Raw genomic sequence first — 16954 nt, 5'->3', positions numbered from 1 at the left:
ACTGCCCATTACGCCGTTGCGTAAAAGGTCTCGCCTGCTGCTGCCATATCGCGAATCTTTTGCGGGGCTTCATAGGCTTTGCCAAGGTATGCGTATTTTTCACATAGCGCCAAGTAGTTATCTAGACCCATTTGGTCGATATAACGGCAAGGGCCACCGCGGAATGGTGGGAAACCAACGCCCATAATCATCGCCATATCGGCTTCAGATGGCGTGCTGACGATATTGTCTTCTAGGCAGCGTACAGTCTCATTACAGAAAGCCAGCATAGTGCGGTCGATAATCGCTTGATCATCAAAGGTTTGCTTGTCGCTATCAGTAGTGGCTTTAAGTAGCTCATAAGTCGCTTCATCAGCAACTTTTTTAGGCTTACCGCGCTTGTCCACCTCATATTTATAGAAACCAATACCGTTTTTCTGACCTAGGCGTTTGTTTTCATATAAATGCTCGATAGCACCTTTATAATCAGGCTTCATGCGGTCAGGGAAACCTTCTGCCATGACTTCTGCGCCGTGTACGCCAGTATCTAAACCAACGACGTCGATTAGATAAGCAGGACCCATAGGCCAGCCGAATTTTTCCATGACTTTATCGACATGTGCAAAATCCGCACCTTGCTTAAGGAGCAAGTCAAAGGCGCCAAAGTATGGGAACAATACACGGTTTACTAGGAAACCTGGGCAGTCATTCACGACGACAGGCACTTTGCCCATTTTTGTGGCCAAAGCAACGGTCGTTGAAATAGCTTCTTCAGAAGATTTTTCACCGCGAATAACTTCTACTAGCGGCATACGGTTTACTGGGTTGAAAAAATGCATACCAACGAAGTTTTCTGGACGCTCTAGCGCTTCAGCTAGATAAGTAATAGAAATCGTTGAGGTGTTTGACGCTAGGATACAGTCGTCTTTTACCAAGCTTTCGACTTCTTTTAGTACCGCACGTTTCACGTTTGGATTTTCTACCACCGCTTCGATAACGATATCAGTCTCAGCAAAGTCACCATAGTTCAAAGTCGGACGGATACGGCTTAAGGTTTCACCCATTTTTGCTGGGGTCATTTTGCCACGTTCAACCATTTTGCCAAGTAGCTTGCTGGCTTCGCCCATACCAAGGTCTAATTGCTCAGACTTGATGTCTTTCATGATGATTGGCAAGCCTTTACTGGCTGCCTGATAAGCGATACCGCCGCCCATGATACCCGCGCCAAGTACCGCCGCTTCATTGATTTCATGTGCTTTTTTGCTGTGCTGCTTCGCTAATTTTTTGACCAACTGATCGTTTAAGAACAGACCAACCAAGCTTTCTGCTTGTGGCGTTTTAGCAGCTTTTGCGAAGTAAGTCGCTTCAACTTCGATTGCTTTATCACGTGGCAGATTTACATGCTTTTCAATTGCTTCAATAGCGATTGCTGGCGCTGGGTACTGCTTAGGATTGGCTTTGGCAAAAATCATACCTTTTGCGCTGTTAAATGCCATCGCTTGCTCAAGCTGGTTTAGCTTAACAGGCGCAAGCTTCTCTTCACGCTTCGCTTGCCAATCAAGCTCACCTGAGATACATTTTTTGACCAGATCAATCGCTGCATCTTGTAAATCATCAGCAGGAACAGTCGCATCCACTAAGCCAAGTTTTAACGCATCAAGTGCTTTCTTTGGTGTGCCAGTAGCGATAAGCTCAAGCGCATTGTCGATACCAATGATACGCGTACTACGAACCGTACCACCAAAACCTGGGAAAATACCCAATTGGGTTTCTGGTAGACCGATGATGGCTTTGTCGCTCATGACGCGGTATTCACAAACCAAGGTCATCTCACAACCACCGCCAAGCGCTGCGCCATTGATAGCGGCTACTTTTGGAAACGGCAAATCTTCAAAACGGTTAAAGGCGTCGTTGATGTTAACAACCCAGTCTTTGATTTCGCTTTCTGGCTTTTTAAAAGAGCCGACGAATTCTGTGATATCAGCACCAGCGATAAACACGCCTTTGCTTGATGTCACAATAAGACCCTTTACGTTATCCGCTTTTTCTAAAGCAGTAACCGCTTCGCCAAATTGCTTATTGGTTTCAGCATCAAACTTGTTCACGCTCTCATTTTCGGCGTTGTACTGCATGTTGGCGATGCCATCCTCTAGCATTGTCACCGTGATGCGATTTCCTTGGTATACCATTTGAAACTCCTTGCTATATAACGAAAGCTACGTTTTAAAATTAAAGCACATAGCCAGTTATTGTTAGTAAAACGAGTAATAACACTGCCAACCTACTGACTTATAAAGTCAGTATAAAGTAAGCAGTGAAGGTGTCTTTATTATCCAGCGCTCATGCTTATATATTCATGTTCTATGCCGAATGTTACCGCGTTAGCACAACTGAATACGGCGCTTTATTTATATACGATTGTTGCCGGTATGCTGTGATAAATCCTAATGGTGCGAATACCCGTCGTATAAATACTGACTGAATATTGAGCTGATATGTCACATAGATAAGGGCTAAAAACCCACCTGCTAAGCACCAGACCATTTTCACGCCAATTAGTGTAGGGGATTATGCCCCCGACTGTCACAAGCTAATACCATACTCGCAAGTCACTCTTAAGTCGATACTAGCCCTTTACCTTGCTGCCAAGGTGCTTTAAGTGACTGCTTGTATACTGAGATTATATACTGACAATCATGCTTTTAACGCTTATAAATAGCGCTTATTTATCGATAAGCGCTATCCCTTATCAAAACATATTCAACGGCCAAGATACATCGCCCATACGTAACGAGGGCTTGTTGTATTATTTCCGGCTTTCTTAAGCCAATTTTTTAACATTAAAGCGCCAAAAATGTGTCATTGATAATACCCGCTCGCTAAGGAATATAATCTATCATGCTACACTAGCACTATTTTTATTATTCACCTGATAGATGGTTGGGTTATGACTGTTTCTGTTTCTGTTTCTGTTTCTACTTCTTCTACTAATACGCCAAGCCTGATGCCTGCAAGACTCGTATCTTTTTCTGGCTTTGATAACAACACCGAGCAATTTCATAACGCCGTGCGCGCGCAATTGTCGCAAGATATCGAAGTGCTATTTTCTTATGCTGAGCTGCCAAGCCCACTGATTGATGCTTGCCGTTATGTGATGACCGGTCAAGGTAAATTTGTACGTCCGTTATTGGTCGCCAGCGCCTTTGATAGTGTCAATCAAAGCAATGCTAATGCCAATGAAAATACAGATAAAAGCACTGATGATAAAAACTGTATGGCTAACGCTGACGGTTTGGAAGCTCTGTTAGAAAACGACTCAGATTATGATATGTGTCGCCGTGCGGCGTTGGCAGTAGAGCTGCTGCATACCTATTCATTGGTACATGATGACTTGCCATGTATGGACGATGACGAGCTGCGCCGTGGTCAGCCGACCGCCCATATCGTCTTTGAAGAATCAACTGCCCTGCTGGCCGGTGACGTGCTACAGACCTTAGCTTTTGAAGTATTGACCGCAGAGCTGCCAACCTTTGCGCCGTTTGACTCAGCTATCGCAAGCCAGCTCATCGCGATATTTGCGCCGCGTGCCAGACGTATGGTTTCGGGTCAAATGCTCGACCTTAATGCCGAAGCCACTACTGGTATTTCACAAAGCGACTTGGAAGCTATCCACCGTGATAAAACGGGCGCCTTGATTGAAGCGGCGATGCTGATGGGTGGTATTTGTGCTGGCGCGACCGCTCCACAGCGTATGGCTCTACAAGAGTGTGCGCAGCATATTGGTCTAGCCTTTCAGGTACAAGACGATATTTTAGACGTCACCACCAGCACCGATACGCTTGGTAAACCTGCTGGCAGTGATGAAAAATTAGACAAATCTACCTATGTAAAATTAATGGGCGTTGAGCAGGCAACCAGCTATGCGCAATCGCTATTTAATGACGGACGCGCAGCCATTATTCGCGAGTTGAGCAGCCGTGAGCTGAGTGGCAAAAAAGACAGTGCAGACAACAACGCACTATTGGCACTCATTGAATGGCTATGGGCACGTAAAAAGTAAGCTTATTAATGATAAATTAAAAATAGCAAAGGGTGGTCAACATGGACAGTACCCCTACTCCGCGTATTTACCTTGGCACCGGCGGTTATAGCGATACCGACTTACTCGGCACGCTATATCCCACTGGTACCAAAAAGACGGATTTCTTACGCGAATACGCCAAACAATACGGCGCGGTGGAAATTAATAGCACTTTCTACGCGCCCATCGGACAAAAAGCCTTTGCTGGCATGGTCGATAAAGCCTACGTACAAGCAGACAGTGCGTTGAAGTTCGCCGTCAAACTGCATCAAGACTTTACTCATGCGCGCAAGGGCACAGCTGAACACGCCCAAGCATTTTTGAATGCCCTGTTTCCCCTGATCGAAGCCAACGCTCTCGCGCCACTACTGCTGCAATTCCCACACGGCTTTGATCGTACCCACGAGCATCGGTTGTATCTGGCAAACCTTGTCAGCTGGTTTCAAGACTATCCACTAGCCGTTGAGTTTCGCCATAATGGTTGGCATACCCCGCAAGTGGTTGATAGTTTTGTCAAACAAGGGCTGATTTGGTGTAGCGTCGATTACCCCAAAGTCAGCGGTCTACCACCGTCACGATTGATATTTACCGAGCGCACTGGCTATCTACGGATGCATGGTAATAACCTAAACTGGTGGGATGCGATGAGTGCCGCTGACCGTCATGATTATCGCTACAGCGAGGCGGAAATGCAGGACTGGGCGCAAGCGATTGCCAATCAACGTCAGCATTTTGATACGCTGTATATTTTCTTTCAAAATACCGTCAACGCGCATGCTTACTATAATATTGCGATGCTCAGAGAGGCGTTGGGTAGGTTTGGGTTTGAGGTGTTGTGATGCGTAGAACGCTCCCTAATTTTTCTATAGCAGCGTTTTAATTTTCTTTTATCTATTGCAGTCGTTATTTCATAGTTGTATTTATTTTTTAAAATCTAGCAGTCTTATTTAGGAAAGTGTATATGCTTATCTGGTTTGTAGTCGGAGCGATAGTCTCCTCTATAATAGTATTTATTCATTATGTAAATAGTAAAAAATCTGCTGAAAAACAATTCAGATCAATGTCTGAATGGAATCAGAAATTAGCTAATAATGAAAATATGCATCAAGGGTCAATCAATACATTTAACTTGATTCAGAAAGTAGCAATAAAAGGAGATTCTGATGCCCAATTCGAGCTAGGAGTGATGTATCAAGAAGGCAAGGATGTGCGCCAAGATGATATCAGAGCCTTTGAGTGGACGCAAAAATCAGCCCAACAAGGAAACGTTAAAGCTCAATTTAATCTTGGACTGAGTTATTCTAGAGGTAGAGGCACACTTCAGGATTATACTAAAGCACGTGAGTGGTTTGAAAAAGCAGCAAACCAAGGCGAAGCTAACGCTCAGTATGCTCTTGGGCTGATGTACTATGATGGCAAAGGTATACATCAAGATTATGCTAAAGTTATTGAGTGGTATCACAAAGCAGCCAATCAAGGGCATGCACCCGCTCAATCCAACCTAGGAGTGCTTTACTATGTGGGCGAGGGTGTAGAACAAGACTATGCTAAAGCAAGTGAGTGGTTTAAAAAAGCAGCCGATCAAAACTACATTAAATCTCAGTATGCTCTTGGGCTGATGTACCAAGATGGTGAGGGTGTGCGACAAGATTATGCTGAAGCACGCAAGTGGCTAGGTAAGGCTTGTGACAATGGCTCGCAAGATGCTTGTGAAGCCTATCGAATACTAACTCAAAGATAGATCACTATACGCATAATTAACCTACATAAACCTAATCCCATGGCTGTTGTTCTTTATCAGTAGCATACCTAGCCATAGCTATTAAAGACTCTTTACCCTTATAAATATTACTTTCGGAATAAAAACCCTCGAAATATAATCTACAAAAACAGTTATAAAAGTAAATTCTAGCCTGTTTAGATTCATTCAAGGGAAACTCGTTAGACTCTGAGAAATGATCCTGAATATGAGTCGTTACCAAGGTAAGTATTAAGACGTCTGAAGCATAAATTCTAGAACCTGAGAATATTTTTTTGAACTCACTCTGCGAAATTATATTTGCTTTCTCTAACAGACTTCCAGTTTCAAGTAATATGGTATGGCTCATTACTTCTCGCTCTTTTTTACTTACCCCTTTAGCTAGAACTAGCCACTCATTAAAGGGTCTAAGCGTTAATTGGGTACCATTTTTAAAAGAGAAAAGCCCTCTCATAAAGAGAAATAAAACCGTCATTATCACAACAACTATTAAGAACGTTTCCACTATCACCCCTGAAAAAATATATTAAAAATACAAGTATAGCAGCTACCATTTCGACATTAGTACAACCTTCCGATAGTCATCAAACCAAAAAAAGGACGCCTCTCAGCGTCCTTTTTTATTAATCAAAACCTTAGTGGTTAAAGATTACTCTTCAACACCAGCATCTTGACCTTTATATTTCGCGTTTGCGTAGTCCCAGTTCACTAGTTTGTCTAGGAACGTGTCAACGTAGTCAGGACGACGGTTACGATAATCGATGTAGTAAGCATGTTCCCACACATCACAAGTCAATACTGCTACTTGGTCATGTGCCAATGGCGTATCAGCGTTAGCTGTTTTAGCAATAGACAGTTTGCCGCCAACTTTATCAGCAACTAGCCATGCCCAACCTGAACCAAACTGAGTCAATGCTGCGTTTTTGAACTCTTCACGGAACTTGTCATAGCTACCGAAATCTTCTTCGATTTTCGCTTTCAAGTCACCAGTAGGTTCGCCGCCGCCGTTTGTTGGCGTCATGCAGTTCCAGTAGAACGTGTGGTTCCATACTTGGGCTGCTTGGTTAAACATACCTTGTTTGCTGTCATCTTTAGCGGTTGCTACGATGATTTCTGACAAAGTTTTGTCTTCTAGACCAGAACCTGGTAGCAATTCGTTTAACTTAGTCACATATGCGTTGTGATGCTTGTCATGATGGTATTCTAGCGTTTCAGCACTGATATGTGGCTCTAGCGCGTCTTTTGCATACGGTAGTTCTGGTAATGTAATCTTTGACATATTATTTTATCCTTGCTGGTTTAGCCATTAGTATTAGGTATAGCTTAAAACGAACGCTATAAATTATGAGACTAAATTGGCTTAGTTTATTGTTAGAGAAATTTAACACTCACTAGGCTAACACATAATGCGGTAAACCTAAAAAAGCGCTAAATTTGAAAGTTATCTTAAGCGAGCAACACTCAATAGTTATTATATCGTTAAATACGAGAAATTTTAAACACTCAAACTTTTTAAAAGCCAAGTCATTAAACATCAAAACCGTCAAATGCCAAAACATGGACTTAAAAACCATTATTAGCGTTTAAAACTATTTACTAACGATTAAAGCTATTATTAACTTTAAGTTCACAAGCTATAAGATATAATTCACTGTAGCTTGTTGCCTATTATAGCAATAGTGACGACAAATATCAGTTACCAAATGTTATGAATCAGCGATTCGTTATGCTAATTGGTAATTTAGCCGATGCTAGCCTAGAATATGCGCGTATAAGCGACTCAATTACGGACAAAGAATATGAATCAAGCCAGCGCCACAGAGACTCATCAACAAGCATCCACCTTAAATGATTCAAATCCAGCCACGCCACAAAGCCAATGGGTGCTCGCCAGTAACAATAAAGGCAAACTTGCTGAGTTTACCCGCCTATTTGCTGAGGCAGATTTGGATGTGACGATTGTCCCGCAAGGTCAGCTTGATATCGACGATGCAATCGAGGATGGATTAAGCTTCGTTGAAAACGCCCTTATCAAAGCCCGTCATGCCAGCCGAGCAAGCGGATTACCGGCGATTGCTGATGATTCAGGGTTATGCGTGCCAGCATTGGGCAATGCACCCGGTATCTACTCTGCCCGCTATGCAGGCGAGCACGGCAATGACAGTAAAAACAATGCTAAGCTTGTTGCCGACTTGCAGCCTATTCGCGCAGCACAGCCTGATGAGCCTATTAAAGGCATGTTCGTTTGCGTATTGGCAATGGTACGTCACGCAGATGACCCGTTACCAATTATCGCCCAAGGTTTATGGCACGGTGAGATTTTGACGGCGCCGCATGGCGATGGCGGTTTTGGTTATGACCCGCTGTTTTGGTTGCCAGATTTGCAAGCAACGGCGGCAAGCCTCAGCGCTGCTGATAAAAACAGCATCAGTCATCGTGGTCAGGCGATTGAGCAATTATTGGTGCAGTTGCCTTTATTGTCTTTATAAAAGCAATTCTGCCTTGTAAAAGCAATCCCAATAAAAGCAGTCCTGCCTTATCGTCGATCCATAGCGTTTACTGCTTTGCTATGTTATTAATACCGATAATAGTTAATACCGATAATACGACAATATTAACCCAGCAATGTTATTTTAACGGACGATAGCAGCGCTGCCCTATATAGACAGCAAGCAGATAATTTTTACTTTGATAAACAGATGGATTATACTGTTCTACTTTTAAAATTTTGTTGAAAGCCGTTATTTGTCTGTATAATTGCGCAAAAAGCGTTATTATGCGACCTATTCACGGTTAATATTGATATCAGATAGCGTCTATTCAGATAAAGCGTTTCACATTTTTGTGTCAGCAGCGATTGCTACGGGCACGGACTGCGAAATTGCGCGCTATCAATATCCCCTATTTATTCCAACGGCAATCGGTCACACCCGCCCGTATTTTGAGGCACGGTTGTCTATTACTATTTAACCCTAAGTACTATTTAATCAAACGTACTATTAAATCCTAAAGGTGTAATGAACATGGCTACAGATTTACAAGTTACAACCAACAAGCTATCTAACAAAGAAACTCAGCTAACGGTTAAAGTACCCGTTGAAAAAATTCAAAACAAAGTTGAAGGCCGTATTCGCCAAGTTGCGAAAACTGCCAAGATTGACGGTTTCCGTAAAGGTAACGTCCCTATGTCACATATCCGTTCACAGTACGGTGCTGGCATTCAACAAGAAGTTATCAACGATGTGATCCGTGATACTGTTTTTGAAGCGATCAAATCGGAAGACATCCGCGCCGTTGGCATGCCTAACATCGATGATGTAAAACTTGAAGATGATTTCTTGGTATATCAAGCCACTGTTGAAATCTTCCCAGAAATCGACGTGCAAGGTATTGATGAGATCGAAGTTGAGCGTCACACAGCGACGGTTAGCGATGAAGACGTTGACACCATGATTGAAAACCTACAAAAACAACGTGAAGAATTCGTTGAGAAAAAAGGTAAAGCGGCCAAAGACAACCAAGTAACGTTTGACTTTGAAGGCTCGATCGACGGCGAAAAATTCGAAGGCGGTTCTGCTGAAGACTTTAAATTGGTTATCGGTAGCAACCAGATGATTCCAGGCTTTGAAGATGGCATCAAAGGCATGAAAGCTGGCGAAGAAAAAGTCATTGATGTGACTTTCCCAGAAGATTACCAAGCTGAAAACTTAGCTGGTAAAGAAGCTCAGTTCAAAATCAACGTAAAATTGGTTGAAAAATCAAAACTACCTGAAATCAACGAAGAGTTCCTAGAGCTATTCGGTGTTAAAGAAGGCGGCGTTGAGAAATTAAAAGAAGACGTGCGTAAAAACATGGAACGCGAAATCAAAAATGCGGCGCGTAGCCAAGTAAAACAAGCGACCTTTGATGCGCTACTAGAAAAGAACGAGTTTGACGTACCAAACGCCATGCTAGAGCAAGAAATCGAGCGTCAACGCAACATGATGATGCAACGTTTTTCTCAGCAGTTCGGTGCCAATGCTGATAGCTTCGATAAAGACATGCTGCCAAATGAGCTGTTCGAAGAGCAAGCGCTACGTGCTGCCCGTCTTGGCATCATCGTTGCTCGCGTTATCGACACCAAAGGCTTAGAAGTAGATCAAGAGCGTGTTGAAAGCTTTATTAAAGAAGCCGCTGAAAACTACGAAGATCCAGCAGAAGTCATCGAGTACTACACCAATGACAAGCAGCAACGCGCTAACATTGAGTCTGTGGTTCTAGAAGACCAAGTGGTTGATTATTTAATCGAGCAAGGCAAAGTAACTGACAAAGAAGTCAGCTACCAAGACTTGCTAGCTGCTCAGCAACAACAGCAGCAAGGTATGTAATTTAGTAAGAGATAACTTGGCAACTTGCCATTAATGGTACATTGCTACTCTTACTGCAAAAATACCCTATTACAATGCCCTAACATCTTGTTAGGGCATTTTTATTGCAAGCTTATAAATTACTGGCTTATTAGCTACTTTTATCTGGTGTTTATTGCTACTGCCCTTGATAAATGGGCACAGACGCCTTATTAATAGGGAGTCATTTATCATTTGTCACATTAAAAAGTTACTATTGCCGCAATAAAAAAGTTACCATTAGCTCAATTATTTTTAGCGGCTACTATTTTTGACAGCTGCTATTTCTAGCAAGTAGATGGAATAACTTTTAAGCGCCGCCTTAAATCACGAATATGATTGACTACTTGTTAGCGATATTTAGAGCATTTAATTGAACCGAATAGGTTTTATTAGCAGACAGCTTTTATTAACAGGCAGCTTTTATTCATAGGCGGCAATGTTTACAATGATAACCACCATAAAAATTTAGCCAACAGCTAGCCTATACCTCTTTACTTTATGTACTTATAAACAGGACATCTTTATGACAGATTATGATCGCATCACTGCTAACCCGCATTTTGATATGTTGATGAGTGCGCACAATACCGCCCAAAGCGCACAATATAACCAAAGCGCGCCCCAAGCGGCATTGGTTCCTATGGTAGTTGAGCAGTCAGCGCGCGGTGAACGCTCGTTTGATATTTTCTCACGCCTATTACGTGAGCGCGTTATCTTTTTGACCGGTCAAGTTGAAGACCATATGGCCAATCTTATCGTCGCCCAGTTATTATTCTTAGAAGCAGAAAACCCTGATAAAGACATCCATTTATATATCAACTCGCCAGGCGGCTCAGTCAGTGCTGGTTTGGCTATTTTTGATACCATGAACTTTATCAAACCTGAAGTATCGACCATTTGTATGGGCGGCGCTTATAGCATGGGTTCATTCTTGCTGGCAGCTGGCGAAAAAGGCAAGCGTTATGCCCTAGCCAACTCTCGCGTGATGATTCACCAGCCTTCAGGCGGCGCGCAAGGTCAAGCAACCGATATCGAAATTAATGCGCGTGAAATTCTGAAAACGCGTGCTCGCTTGAACGAGATTTTGGCTGAGCGTACCGGTCAACCCGTCGAGAAAATCGAAAAAGACGTTGAGCGTGACTATTGGTTAGATGCCAAAGAAGCCAAAGAATACGGTTTGGTTGACGAAGTATTAGAACGTCGCCCGACTTCTCTATAAGCGCTTTAATAGCAGCCGTCTAAGAGACTTTAAAACATCAGATGCCTAAGCGCGATAGGGTAAGAGAAAATATATTAAGTGCCCTGCGCTTTTGCATCGATGTCCATAATCAGAATATTGATCAGTATTAAATTTTAGGAGTGCCTGTATATGGCAGAAGATAACACCCCGCAGTGTTCGTTTTGCGGCAAAGAAAAAAGTGAAGTAAAGCAGCTGATTGCCGCTGACGACGCCAATATTTGTAATGAATGTATTGAGCTATGTACAGACCTGATTGCCGATAGCGCCGAAGATGGTGACGACGACAGCGACATTGATACCTCTTGGGTCAATAAAAAGCTGCCAACACCAAAAGAGCTGCGTGCCAAGCTTGACGAATATGTCATCGGGCAAGATGCGGCCAAAAAAGCCTTGGCAGTGGCGGTTTATAACCACTATAAACGCCTAAAAGTCAGCCAAACCTTAGCCAATGACAGCAAAAAAGCTAAAATCGGTGCTGATGATGCCATGGTTGAATTGGCTAAGAGTAACATCTTGCTAATCGGTCCAACCGGTTCTGGTAAGACTTTACTGGCGCAAACTCTAGCGCGCTTGCTTGATGTGCCCTTTGCGATGGCAGATGCCACGACTTTAACTGAAGCCGGTTATGTCGGTGAAGATGTCGAAAACATCGTGCAAAAGCTACTGCAAGCCTCAGATTATGATGTCAGTAAAGCTGAGCAAGGTATCATTTATATCGATGAGATTGATAAAATCAGCAAAAAAGGCGACAACCCTTCTATCACCCGTGACGTATCAGGTGAAGGTGTACAGCAAGCCTTGCTTAAGCTTATCGAAGGCACGGTTGCCGCTATCCCGCCACATGGTGGTCGTAAGCATCCACAGCAAGAGCTGATCCAAGTCGATACCAGCAATATCTTGATTATCGTTGGCGGTGCGTTTGCCGGTCTTGATAAAGTCATTCAGCAGCGTACAGAAAAAACAGGTATTGGCTTTAATGCCGATGTCAGCTCAAAAGACGATAGTAAACGTAGCTCAGAGCTACTGCAGCAAGTAGAGCCGGAAGATTTGATCAAGTTTGGTCTTATCCCTGAGCTGATCGGTCGTCTTCCTGTGCTTGCTGCTCTCACAGAGCTTGATGAAGATGCTTTGGTGCAAATTCTCACAGAGCCTAAGAATGCGTTGGTCAAGCAGTACAAGTATCTGTTTGATATGGAAGGCGCTGACATTACCTTTACCAAAGAAGCACTTGATGCGATTGCCAAAAAAGCAATGGCACGCAAAACAGGTGCCCGTGGTCTGCGCTCTATCGTAGAAAATGCCCTACTTGAAACCATGTATGAGCTGCCTTCAATGGAAAATGCTAAGACCGTACTCGTTGATGAAGCAGTAATCAACGACGGTAAAATCCCTGAGATCACCTTCTCTAACGGTGATTCAGAACAGATAGCGATAGACGCTTAAAAGGTCTTATCTGCTTTATTGAAGCGGTAATTAAAGTAAAAGTGTCTAGTGTAAATTATGCTAGACACTTTTTTTATGTCCGCTTACTTCTCATTTTATTTTTTGCAGCTAATGTAGTGGGTAAAATGACAGCCGCGTTTATCAATTGCTATCAGCGCTTATCATCAATCATGCTAAAGTAGAAATACCAATACTATTAATGATACAAAGGACTGTTTATCATGCTTAACACTGTTTCTGGAAATGTCTCTGCAATCGCAACCTCACTACGCCAACATCTGCCTTTTTCCTCGCAGCAAGACCATGACATTACCCCCTATTACCGTAACCATGTCGCCGCTATCACTGGTGCTGGCTCTGGCATGGGGCGCGAGCTTGCCATTCATTTAGCAAAAATGGGCTGCCATGTGGCGCTATCAGATATCAATGCTGAGCAATTGGCACAAACCAAAGAGTTACTGGTCGGCTATGATGTCAAAGTCACCACCACGGTACTTGACGTCTCAGATAATAAAGCCGTCGAAGCGTGGGCGAATAGCGTGATGGCGGAGCATGGTAAAGTAAACTTTATCTTTAATAATGCAGGCGTAGCGCTTTATTCAAGCGTAGAAGGTAGCAGCATTAGCGAGCTTGAATGGGTCATGGATATCAACTTTTGGGGCGTGGTTTACGGCACCAAGGCGTTTTTGCCATTGATTAAAAACAGCGTGAAAGAAAGCGAAATTGATGGTGGTAAAAAAGACAGCAAAGCACGTAAGTTTAACGAACATGGTCATATCATTAACATCTCAAGCTTGTTTGGTTTGACCGCGCAGCCGTCACAGTCTGCTTATAACGCCAGCAAATTTGCCGTACGTGGCTTTACTGAAAGTCTGCGTCAGGAGCTAGATATTCAGCGCTGCGGCGTTTCAGCGACCTGTATTCATCCCGGTGGCATCAAAACCAATATCGCCAATAGCGCCCGTGGTAACGACAGTATCAGCGACCTTGGTATGCGTAGCGGCCGCAAAGCCATCAGTAGTTTTAATAAATTTTTAAAATTTGATGCCAGCGCTGCTGCTTGGATTATTTTGCAGGCTGCCGCGACCAATCAGCCACGCTGCTTGATTGGCAATGATGCCAAAATGATAGATGCTGTCCAGCGCGTATTCCCAGCACGCTATAGCAAGGTATTGAATGACGTCAATAAGCTATCACGTCAATTAAAAGGCAAAAAACGCGCAAAAACGGCTAACCGTAAAGCGGCTATTGCTAATTAATAGAGCGGCAGATAAACAATAATAAGTTAAACAGCTGTCGTCTATTCGATCTAAAACCGATACAAAGTACTAATGGGGTGAGTTTTTTGCAGCCTCTGTCACGCTTGCGAACAGCAAGCAAGAAAAATCTATCCCATTAGCACGAGAATATTAACGTATCGATTTTATTTTGCACTTACTATATAAAAACATCTTCATCAAAAAAAAGCGCGTAAATATTTTCATATTTACGCGCTTTTTTAGTAAAAGTAGTATGCCTTGCTATTTAGAACGTTCACCATCTGTTGGCATCATTTGTCGCTTTAGTGTTCTTTTTCAATTTAAAAACACTTTACGTATTTGTATTTGATACAATTATGTTACTAGCAAATCACAGATTAATTACTGGTCGAGTTTTGATAGGCAGAATCAAGCGGATTGATAGCTAATATTAGGCAGTAGCGATAAGCTGAATGAGGTGACGCTAGCTATGTTGGCATTGATCAATGCTGAAATCCGAGCCATTTATTTAGCTAAAATCTTAAAATAAGTTTTGCGATCATGACGACCAATTTATCATATAAATATAGATTTACATATTATTTTCTAACATAAGGATATTCCAATGATAAACTTTCTACGTGCCAAGCCCTCGTCCCTGTTAGTAGCCACTATCTTTGCCATCAGCGCCATCAGTATGGCCGGCTGTAGTAATAGCAATGAGACCAAAGCCGTTGACCGTTTGGAAGAAGCAGAAGCCTTGGCTCGCGTTAAAGCCCTCGAAGCCCGTGCCGAAACGCTAAAAGGTAATATGCCAGCTGCCAGTGATATGAGCGCTAGCGCAGGCGGCGGTGATGCGGCAGGCGCAGCAGGCGGCAAGCCAGCGATTAATATGCCAGACGAATCTACCATCCCGGATGATGAGCGCGGTGCCGCCATTCGTCGAGGTTTACAGATTGTCAATCATACTTATAAAGAGATGCCAAATAACGTTGGTAACCAGCTCAACTGTACCAGTTGCCACTTAGGTAACGGCTCAGAAGCGTTTGCGGCGCCATGGAATGGTCTGCCGGGCATCTTCCCTATTTATCGTTCGCGCGGTGGTCGTATCAACTCCTTGCAAGAGCGTGTCAATGGTTGTTTTGAGCGCTCAATGAACGGTACAGCGCTTGATTTGGGCTCAGATGATATGAACGCCATTATCTCTTATATGACTTGGCTGTCGCAAGATATGCCCGTCGGCGTATCTCCTGAAGGTCGTGGATTTGTCAAAGTGAATAAAGAGCTAGAGCCAAACCCTGAAACGGGCGAAAAGCTATTTGCAGAAAAATGTAGCGTTTGTCACGGTGACAATGGCGAAGGTCAATATAATGACGATGGTACTTATATCTATCCTGCGGTAGCTGGCGATAAATCCTTCAATGATGGCGCAGGGATGGCACGTACTTATACTGCCGCCGCCTTTATTAAAGGTAAAATGCCATTCGGACAAGGTAATACGCTAAGCGACCAAGAAGCGGTCGATATTGCCGCCTACTTTACCCACTTGCCACGCCCTGTAAAAGCCAATAAAGACAAAGATTGGCCAAACGGCGATGCACCAAAAGATGTCCGTCGTTAATTAAAAAAGCTTATAAGTTATATAAAAAAAGCCCAGCTACTTAAATAGCTGGGCTTTTTTATAATTATTGATGCTTAGTATAATTTTATTGATTTAATTTAAATCTAAGGCAGTTTCATATCGCCATCGACCAACCAACCAAGGCGGCGCATCACATAAGCGACCACCCCAGCGATAAGCGCAGGTAAAATAAACATCAATAAAATAATCGCCGTCCATAATTGAGCGCTACTCATAATACCTTGAGATGCTTCAATGACGCCAAACACCCCAACCAAACCTGCCGTACCCATACCAGCCCCAGTCGCCGTACAAGCCAGCCCAAAGCCAACAGTTGCGATAGGACCAACAATAGCACTGGCGATAACGGCTGGCAGTAAAACAATCGGTTTTCTAAGGACGTTAGGGATTTGTAGCATACTGGTGCCAAGTCCTTGGGATATGACGCCACTGACGCCGTTATCTTTAAAACTGGCCACCGCAAAACCAATCATATGCGCCGCACAGCCAACGACAGCCGCCCCGCCCGCTAAGCCGCCAAGCCCAATAGCGATACAGATAGCAGCGCTTGAGGTCGGTAGTGTTAATAGAATTCCAACGACGACTGCTATCACGATACCCATTAATAATGGCTGCAATTCAGTTGCTGCTTGAATACCCTGACCAATGGCGTTGACCGCAGCGACGACTGGAGGATTAAGTAGCGCACAGACCATTAATGCGACGGCACATACCACTAAAGGTATCAGCAAAATATCGAGCTTGGTCTTGCCAGCGATCCAAGTACCAGCGCGATAAGCAAATACTGAAGCCAAATAAGCACCAATTGGATTACCGGGCACAGCAGCGAAAGTTGCTGGGCCTGCCTCTTGCGCGATAAATAAATTGCCCGCCATCAAAGCTTCAGAATGCGCGCCAAGCATCCCTGCAACCAAGCAGCTTAGCATCACCAAAGTTGGCGCTTTTAGGTAGTAGGCGATGCCAACGCCGATACCTGCGCCCATTAATACTGACGCCAGTTTGCCGACTGCTACCAAGGCTGGCAGGCTTAACCAACCACCAATTTGCGAGATGATAAGACCAGCGATAAGGGTCACAAACAACCCTAACGCCATGCCGGTAAAAGCATCGATAAAATACTTTTGGAAAAAAGCTTTCATCATACTAACGGGCGCAGTTTCTGAAGGAGTCACAGTCATCATGAT

At 43.6% G+C, this 16954-nt stretch carries 14 protein-coding genes; 10 read left to right on the top strand and 4 right to left on the bottom strand.

Features of this window, described 5'->3' with window-relative positions:
- Window positions 1–8 precede the first annotated feature (8 nt).
- Window positions 9–2168, bottom strand: a complete 2160-nt coding sequence (gene fadB / locus PG901_RS02655; RefSeq protein WP_271133413.1) for a fatty acid oxidation complex subunit alpha FadB — start codon at window positions 2166–2168, stop codon at window positions 9–11.
- Window positions 2169–2983: 815 nt separating this feature from the next.
- On the opposite strand from fadB, the gene PG901_RS02650 reads away from it, so the two are divergent.
- The 3 genes from PG901_RS02650 to PG901_RS02640 all read left to right on the top strand — a co-directional run bounded on the left by PG901_RS02650 (window position 2984) and on the right by PG901_RS02640 (window position 5801).
- Entirely contained in the window at window positions 2984–4039 is a 1056-nt protein-coding gene (locus PG901_RS02650; RefSeq protein ID WP_442966842.1) for a polyprenyl synthetase family protein, read from the top strand.
- 41 nt (window positions 4040–4080) lie between these two features.
- Window positions 4081–4899, top strand: coding sequence for a DUF72 domain-containing protein (locus tag PG901_RS02645; protein ID WP_271133411.1), 819 nt, complete (start codon window positions 4081–4083; stop codon window positions 4897–4899).
- A gap of 122 nt (window positions 4900–5021) precedes the next feature.
- The gene (locus tag PG901_RS02640) at window positions 5022–5801 is read left to right on the top strand and encodes a tetratricopeptide repeat protein (protein WP_271133410.1); all 780 of its coding nucleotides are present in this window, start codon (window positions 5022–5024) and stop codon (window positions 5799–5801) included.
- A gap of 31 nt (window positions 5802–5832) precedes the next feature.
- Here the strand turns inward: PG901_RS02640 and PG901_RS02635 are convergent, their stop codons facing one another.
- Together PG901_RS02635 and PG901_RS02630 are read right to left on the bottom strand one after the other, a co-directional pair.
- Entirely contained in the window at window positions 5833–6324 is a 492-nt protein-coding gene (locus tag PG901_RS02635; protein WP_271133409.1) for a hypothetical protein, read from the bottom strand.
- Between the two features lie 144 nt (window positions 6325–6468).
- Window positions 6469–7098 carry a superoxide dismutase gene (locus tag PG901_RS02630; RefSeq protein WP_201546523.1) on the bottom strand — a complete coding sequence of 210 codons (630 nt, stop codon included), beginning with the start codon at window positions 7096–7098 and terminating at the stop codon, window positions 6469–6471.
- Window positions 7099–7618: 520 nt separating this feature from the next.
- Between PG901_RS02630 and rdgB the strand changes: the two genes are divergently transcribed.
- From rdgB to PG901_RS02595, 7 genes are all read left to right on the top strand, one after another.
- A complete protein-coding gene (gene rdgB, locus PG901_RS02625; RefSeq protein ID WP_271133408.1) occupies window positions 7619–8308 on the top strand; it encodes an RdgB/HAM1 family non-canonical purine NTP pyrophosphatase in 690 nt (229 codons plus the stop codon).
- Window positions 8309–8663: 355 nt separating this feature from the next.
- Entirely contained in the window at window positions 8664–8789 is a 126-nt protein-coding gene (locus PG901_RS02620) for a hypothetical protein (RefSeq protein WP_265088598.1), read from the top strand.
- Window positions 8790–8842: 53 nt separating this feature from the next.
- Window positions 8843–10186 carry a trigger factor gene (gene tig, locus PG901_RS02615; RefSeq protein ID WP_201565851.1) on the top strand — a complete coding sequence of 448 codons (1344 nt, stop codon included), beginning with the start codon at window positions 8843–8845 and terminating at the stop codon, window positions 10184–10186.
- Between the two features lie 592 nt (window positions 10187–10778).
- Complete coding sequence (gene clpP, locus PG901_RS02610) at window positions 10779–11426, top strand: ATP-dependent Clp endopeptidase proteolytic subunit ClpP (RefSeq protein ID WP_201555148.1); 648 nt, start codon at window positions 10779–10781, stop codon at window positions 11424–11426.
- A 150-nt stretch (window positions 11427–11576) separates the two neighbouring features.
- Entirely contained in the window at window positions 11577–12890 is a 1314-nt protein-coding gene (gene clpX, locus PG901_RS02605) for an ATP-dependent protease ATP-binding subunit ClpX (protein ID WP_201612622.1), read from the top strand.
- A gap of 221 nt (window positions 12891–13111) precedes the next feature.
- A complete protein-coding gene (locus tag PG901_RS02600) occupies window positions 13112–14149 on the top strand; it encodes an SDR family NAD(P)-dependent oxidoreductase (RefSeq protein ID WP_271133407.1) in 1038 nt (345 codons plus the stop codon).
- Window positions 14150–14753: 604 nt separating this feature from the next.
- Window positions 14754–15749 carry a c-type cytochrome gene (locus PG901_RS02595; RefSeq protein WP_271133406.1) on the top strand — a complete coding sequence of 332 codons (996 nt, stop codon included), beginning with the start codon at window positions 14754–14756 and terminating at the stop codon, window positions 15747–15749.
- A gap of 104 nt (window positions 15750–15853) precedes the next feature.
- Here PG901_RS02595 and PG901_RS02590 read toward each other — a convergent pair whose 3' ends face one another.
- Window positions 15854–16948 carry a PTS transporter subunit IIC gene (locus tag PG901_RS02590; RefSeq protein ID WP_442966841.1) on the bottom strand — a complete coding sequence of 365 codons (1095 nt, stop codon included), beginning with the start codon at window positions 16946–16948 and terminating at the stop codon, window positions 15854–15856.
- Window positions 16949–16954 lie beyond the last annotated feature (6 nt).

This window comes from Psychrobacter sp. ANT_H3 (genome assembly GCF_027919975.1).
Lineage (GTDB): Bacteria > Pseudomonadota > Gammaproteobacteria > Pseudomonadales > Moraxellaceae > Psychrobacter > Psychrobacter maritimus.
This window is presented reverse-complemented; position numbering and strand designations above follow the sequence as displayed.

Excerpts from the sequence above, each read along its gene's own strand:
- fadB (WP_271133413.1), bottom strand. The coding sequence starts at position 2,168 with ATGGTATACCAAGGAAATCGCATCACGGTGACAATGCTAGAGGATGGC.
- PG901_RS02650 (WP_442966842.1), top strand. The coding sequence starts at position 2,984 with ATGCCTGCAAGACTCGTATCTTTTTCTGGCTTTGATAACAACACCGAG.
- PG901_RS02645 (WP_271133411.1), top strand. The coding sequence starts at position 4,081 with ATGGACAGTACCCCTACTCCGCGTATTTACCTTGGCACCGGCGGTTAT.
- PG901_RS02640 (WP_271133410.1), top strand. The coding sequence starts at position 5,022 with ATGCTTATCTGGTTTGTAGTCGGAGCGATAGTCTCCTCTATAATAGTA.
- PG901_RS02630 (WP_201546523.1), bottom strand. The coding sequence starts at position 7,098 with ATGTCAAAGATTACATTACCAGAACTACCGTATGCAAAAGACGCGCTA.
- rdgB (WP_271133408.1), top strand. The coding sequence starts at position 7,619 with ATGAATCAAGCCAGCGCCACAGAGACTCATCAACAAGCATCCACCTTA.
- tig (WP_201565851.1), top strand. The coding sequence starts at position 8,843 with ATGGCTACAGATTTACAAGTTACAACCAACAAGCTATCTAACAAAGAA.
- clpP (WP_201555148.1), top strand. The coding sequence starts at position 10,779 with ATGAGTGCGCACAATACCGCCCAAAGCGCACAATATAACCAAAGCGCG.
- clpX (WP_201612622.1), top strand. The coding sequence starts at position 11,577 with ATGGCAGAAGATAACACCCCGCAGTGTTCGTTTTGCGGCAAAGAAAAA.
- PG901_RS02600 (WP_271133407.1), top strand. The coding sequence starts at position 13,112 with ATGCTTAACACTGTTTCTGGAAATGTCTCTGCAATCGCAACCTCACTA.
- PG901_RS02595 (WP_271133406.1), top strand. The coding sequence starts at position 14,754 with ATGATAAACTTTCTACGTGCCAAGCCCTCGTCCCTGTTAGTAGCCACT.
- PG901_RS02590 (WP_442966841.1), bottom strand. The coding sequence starts at position 16,948 with ATGACTGTGACTCCTTCAGAAACTGCGCCCGTTAGTATGATGAAAGCT.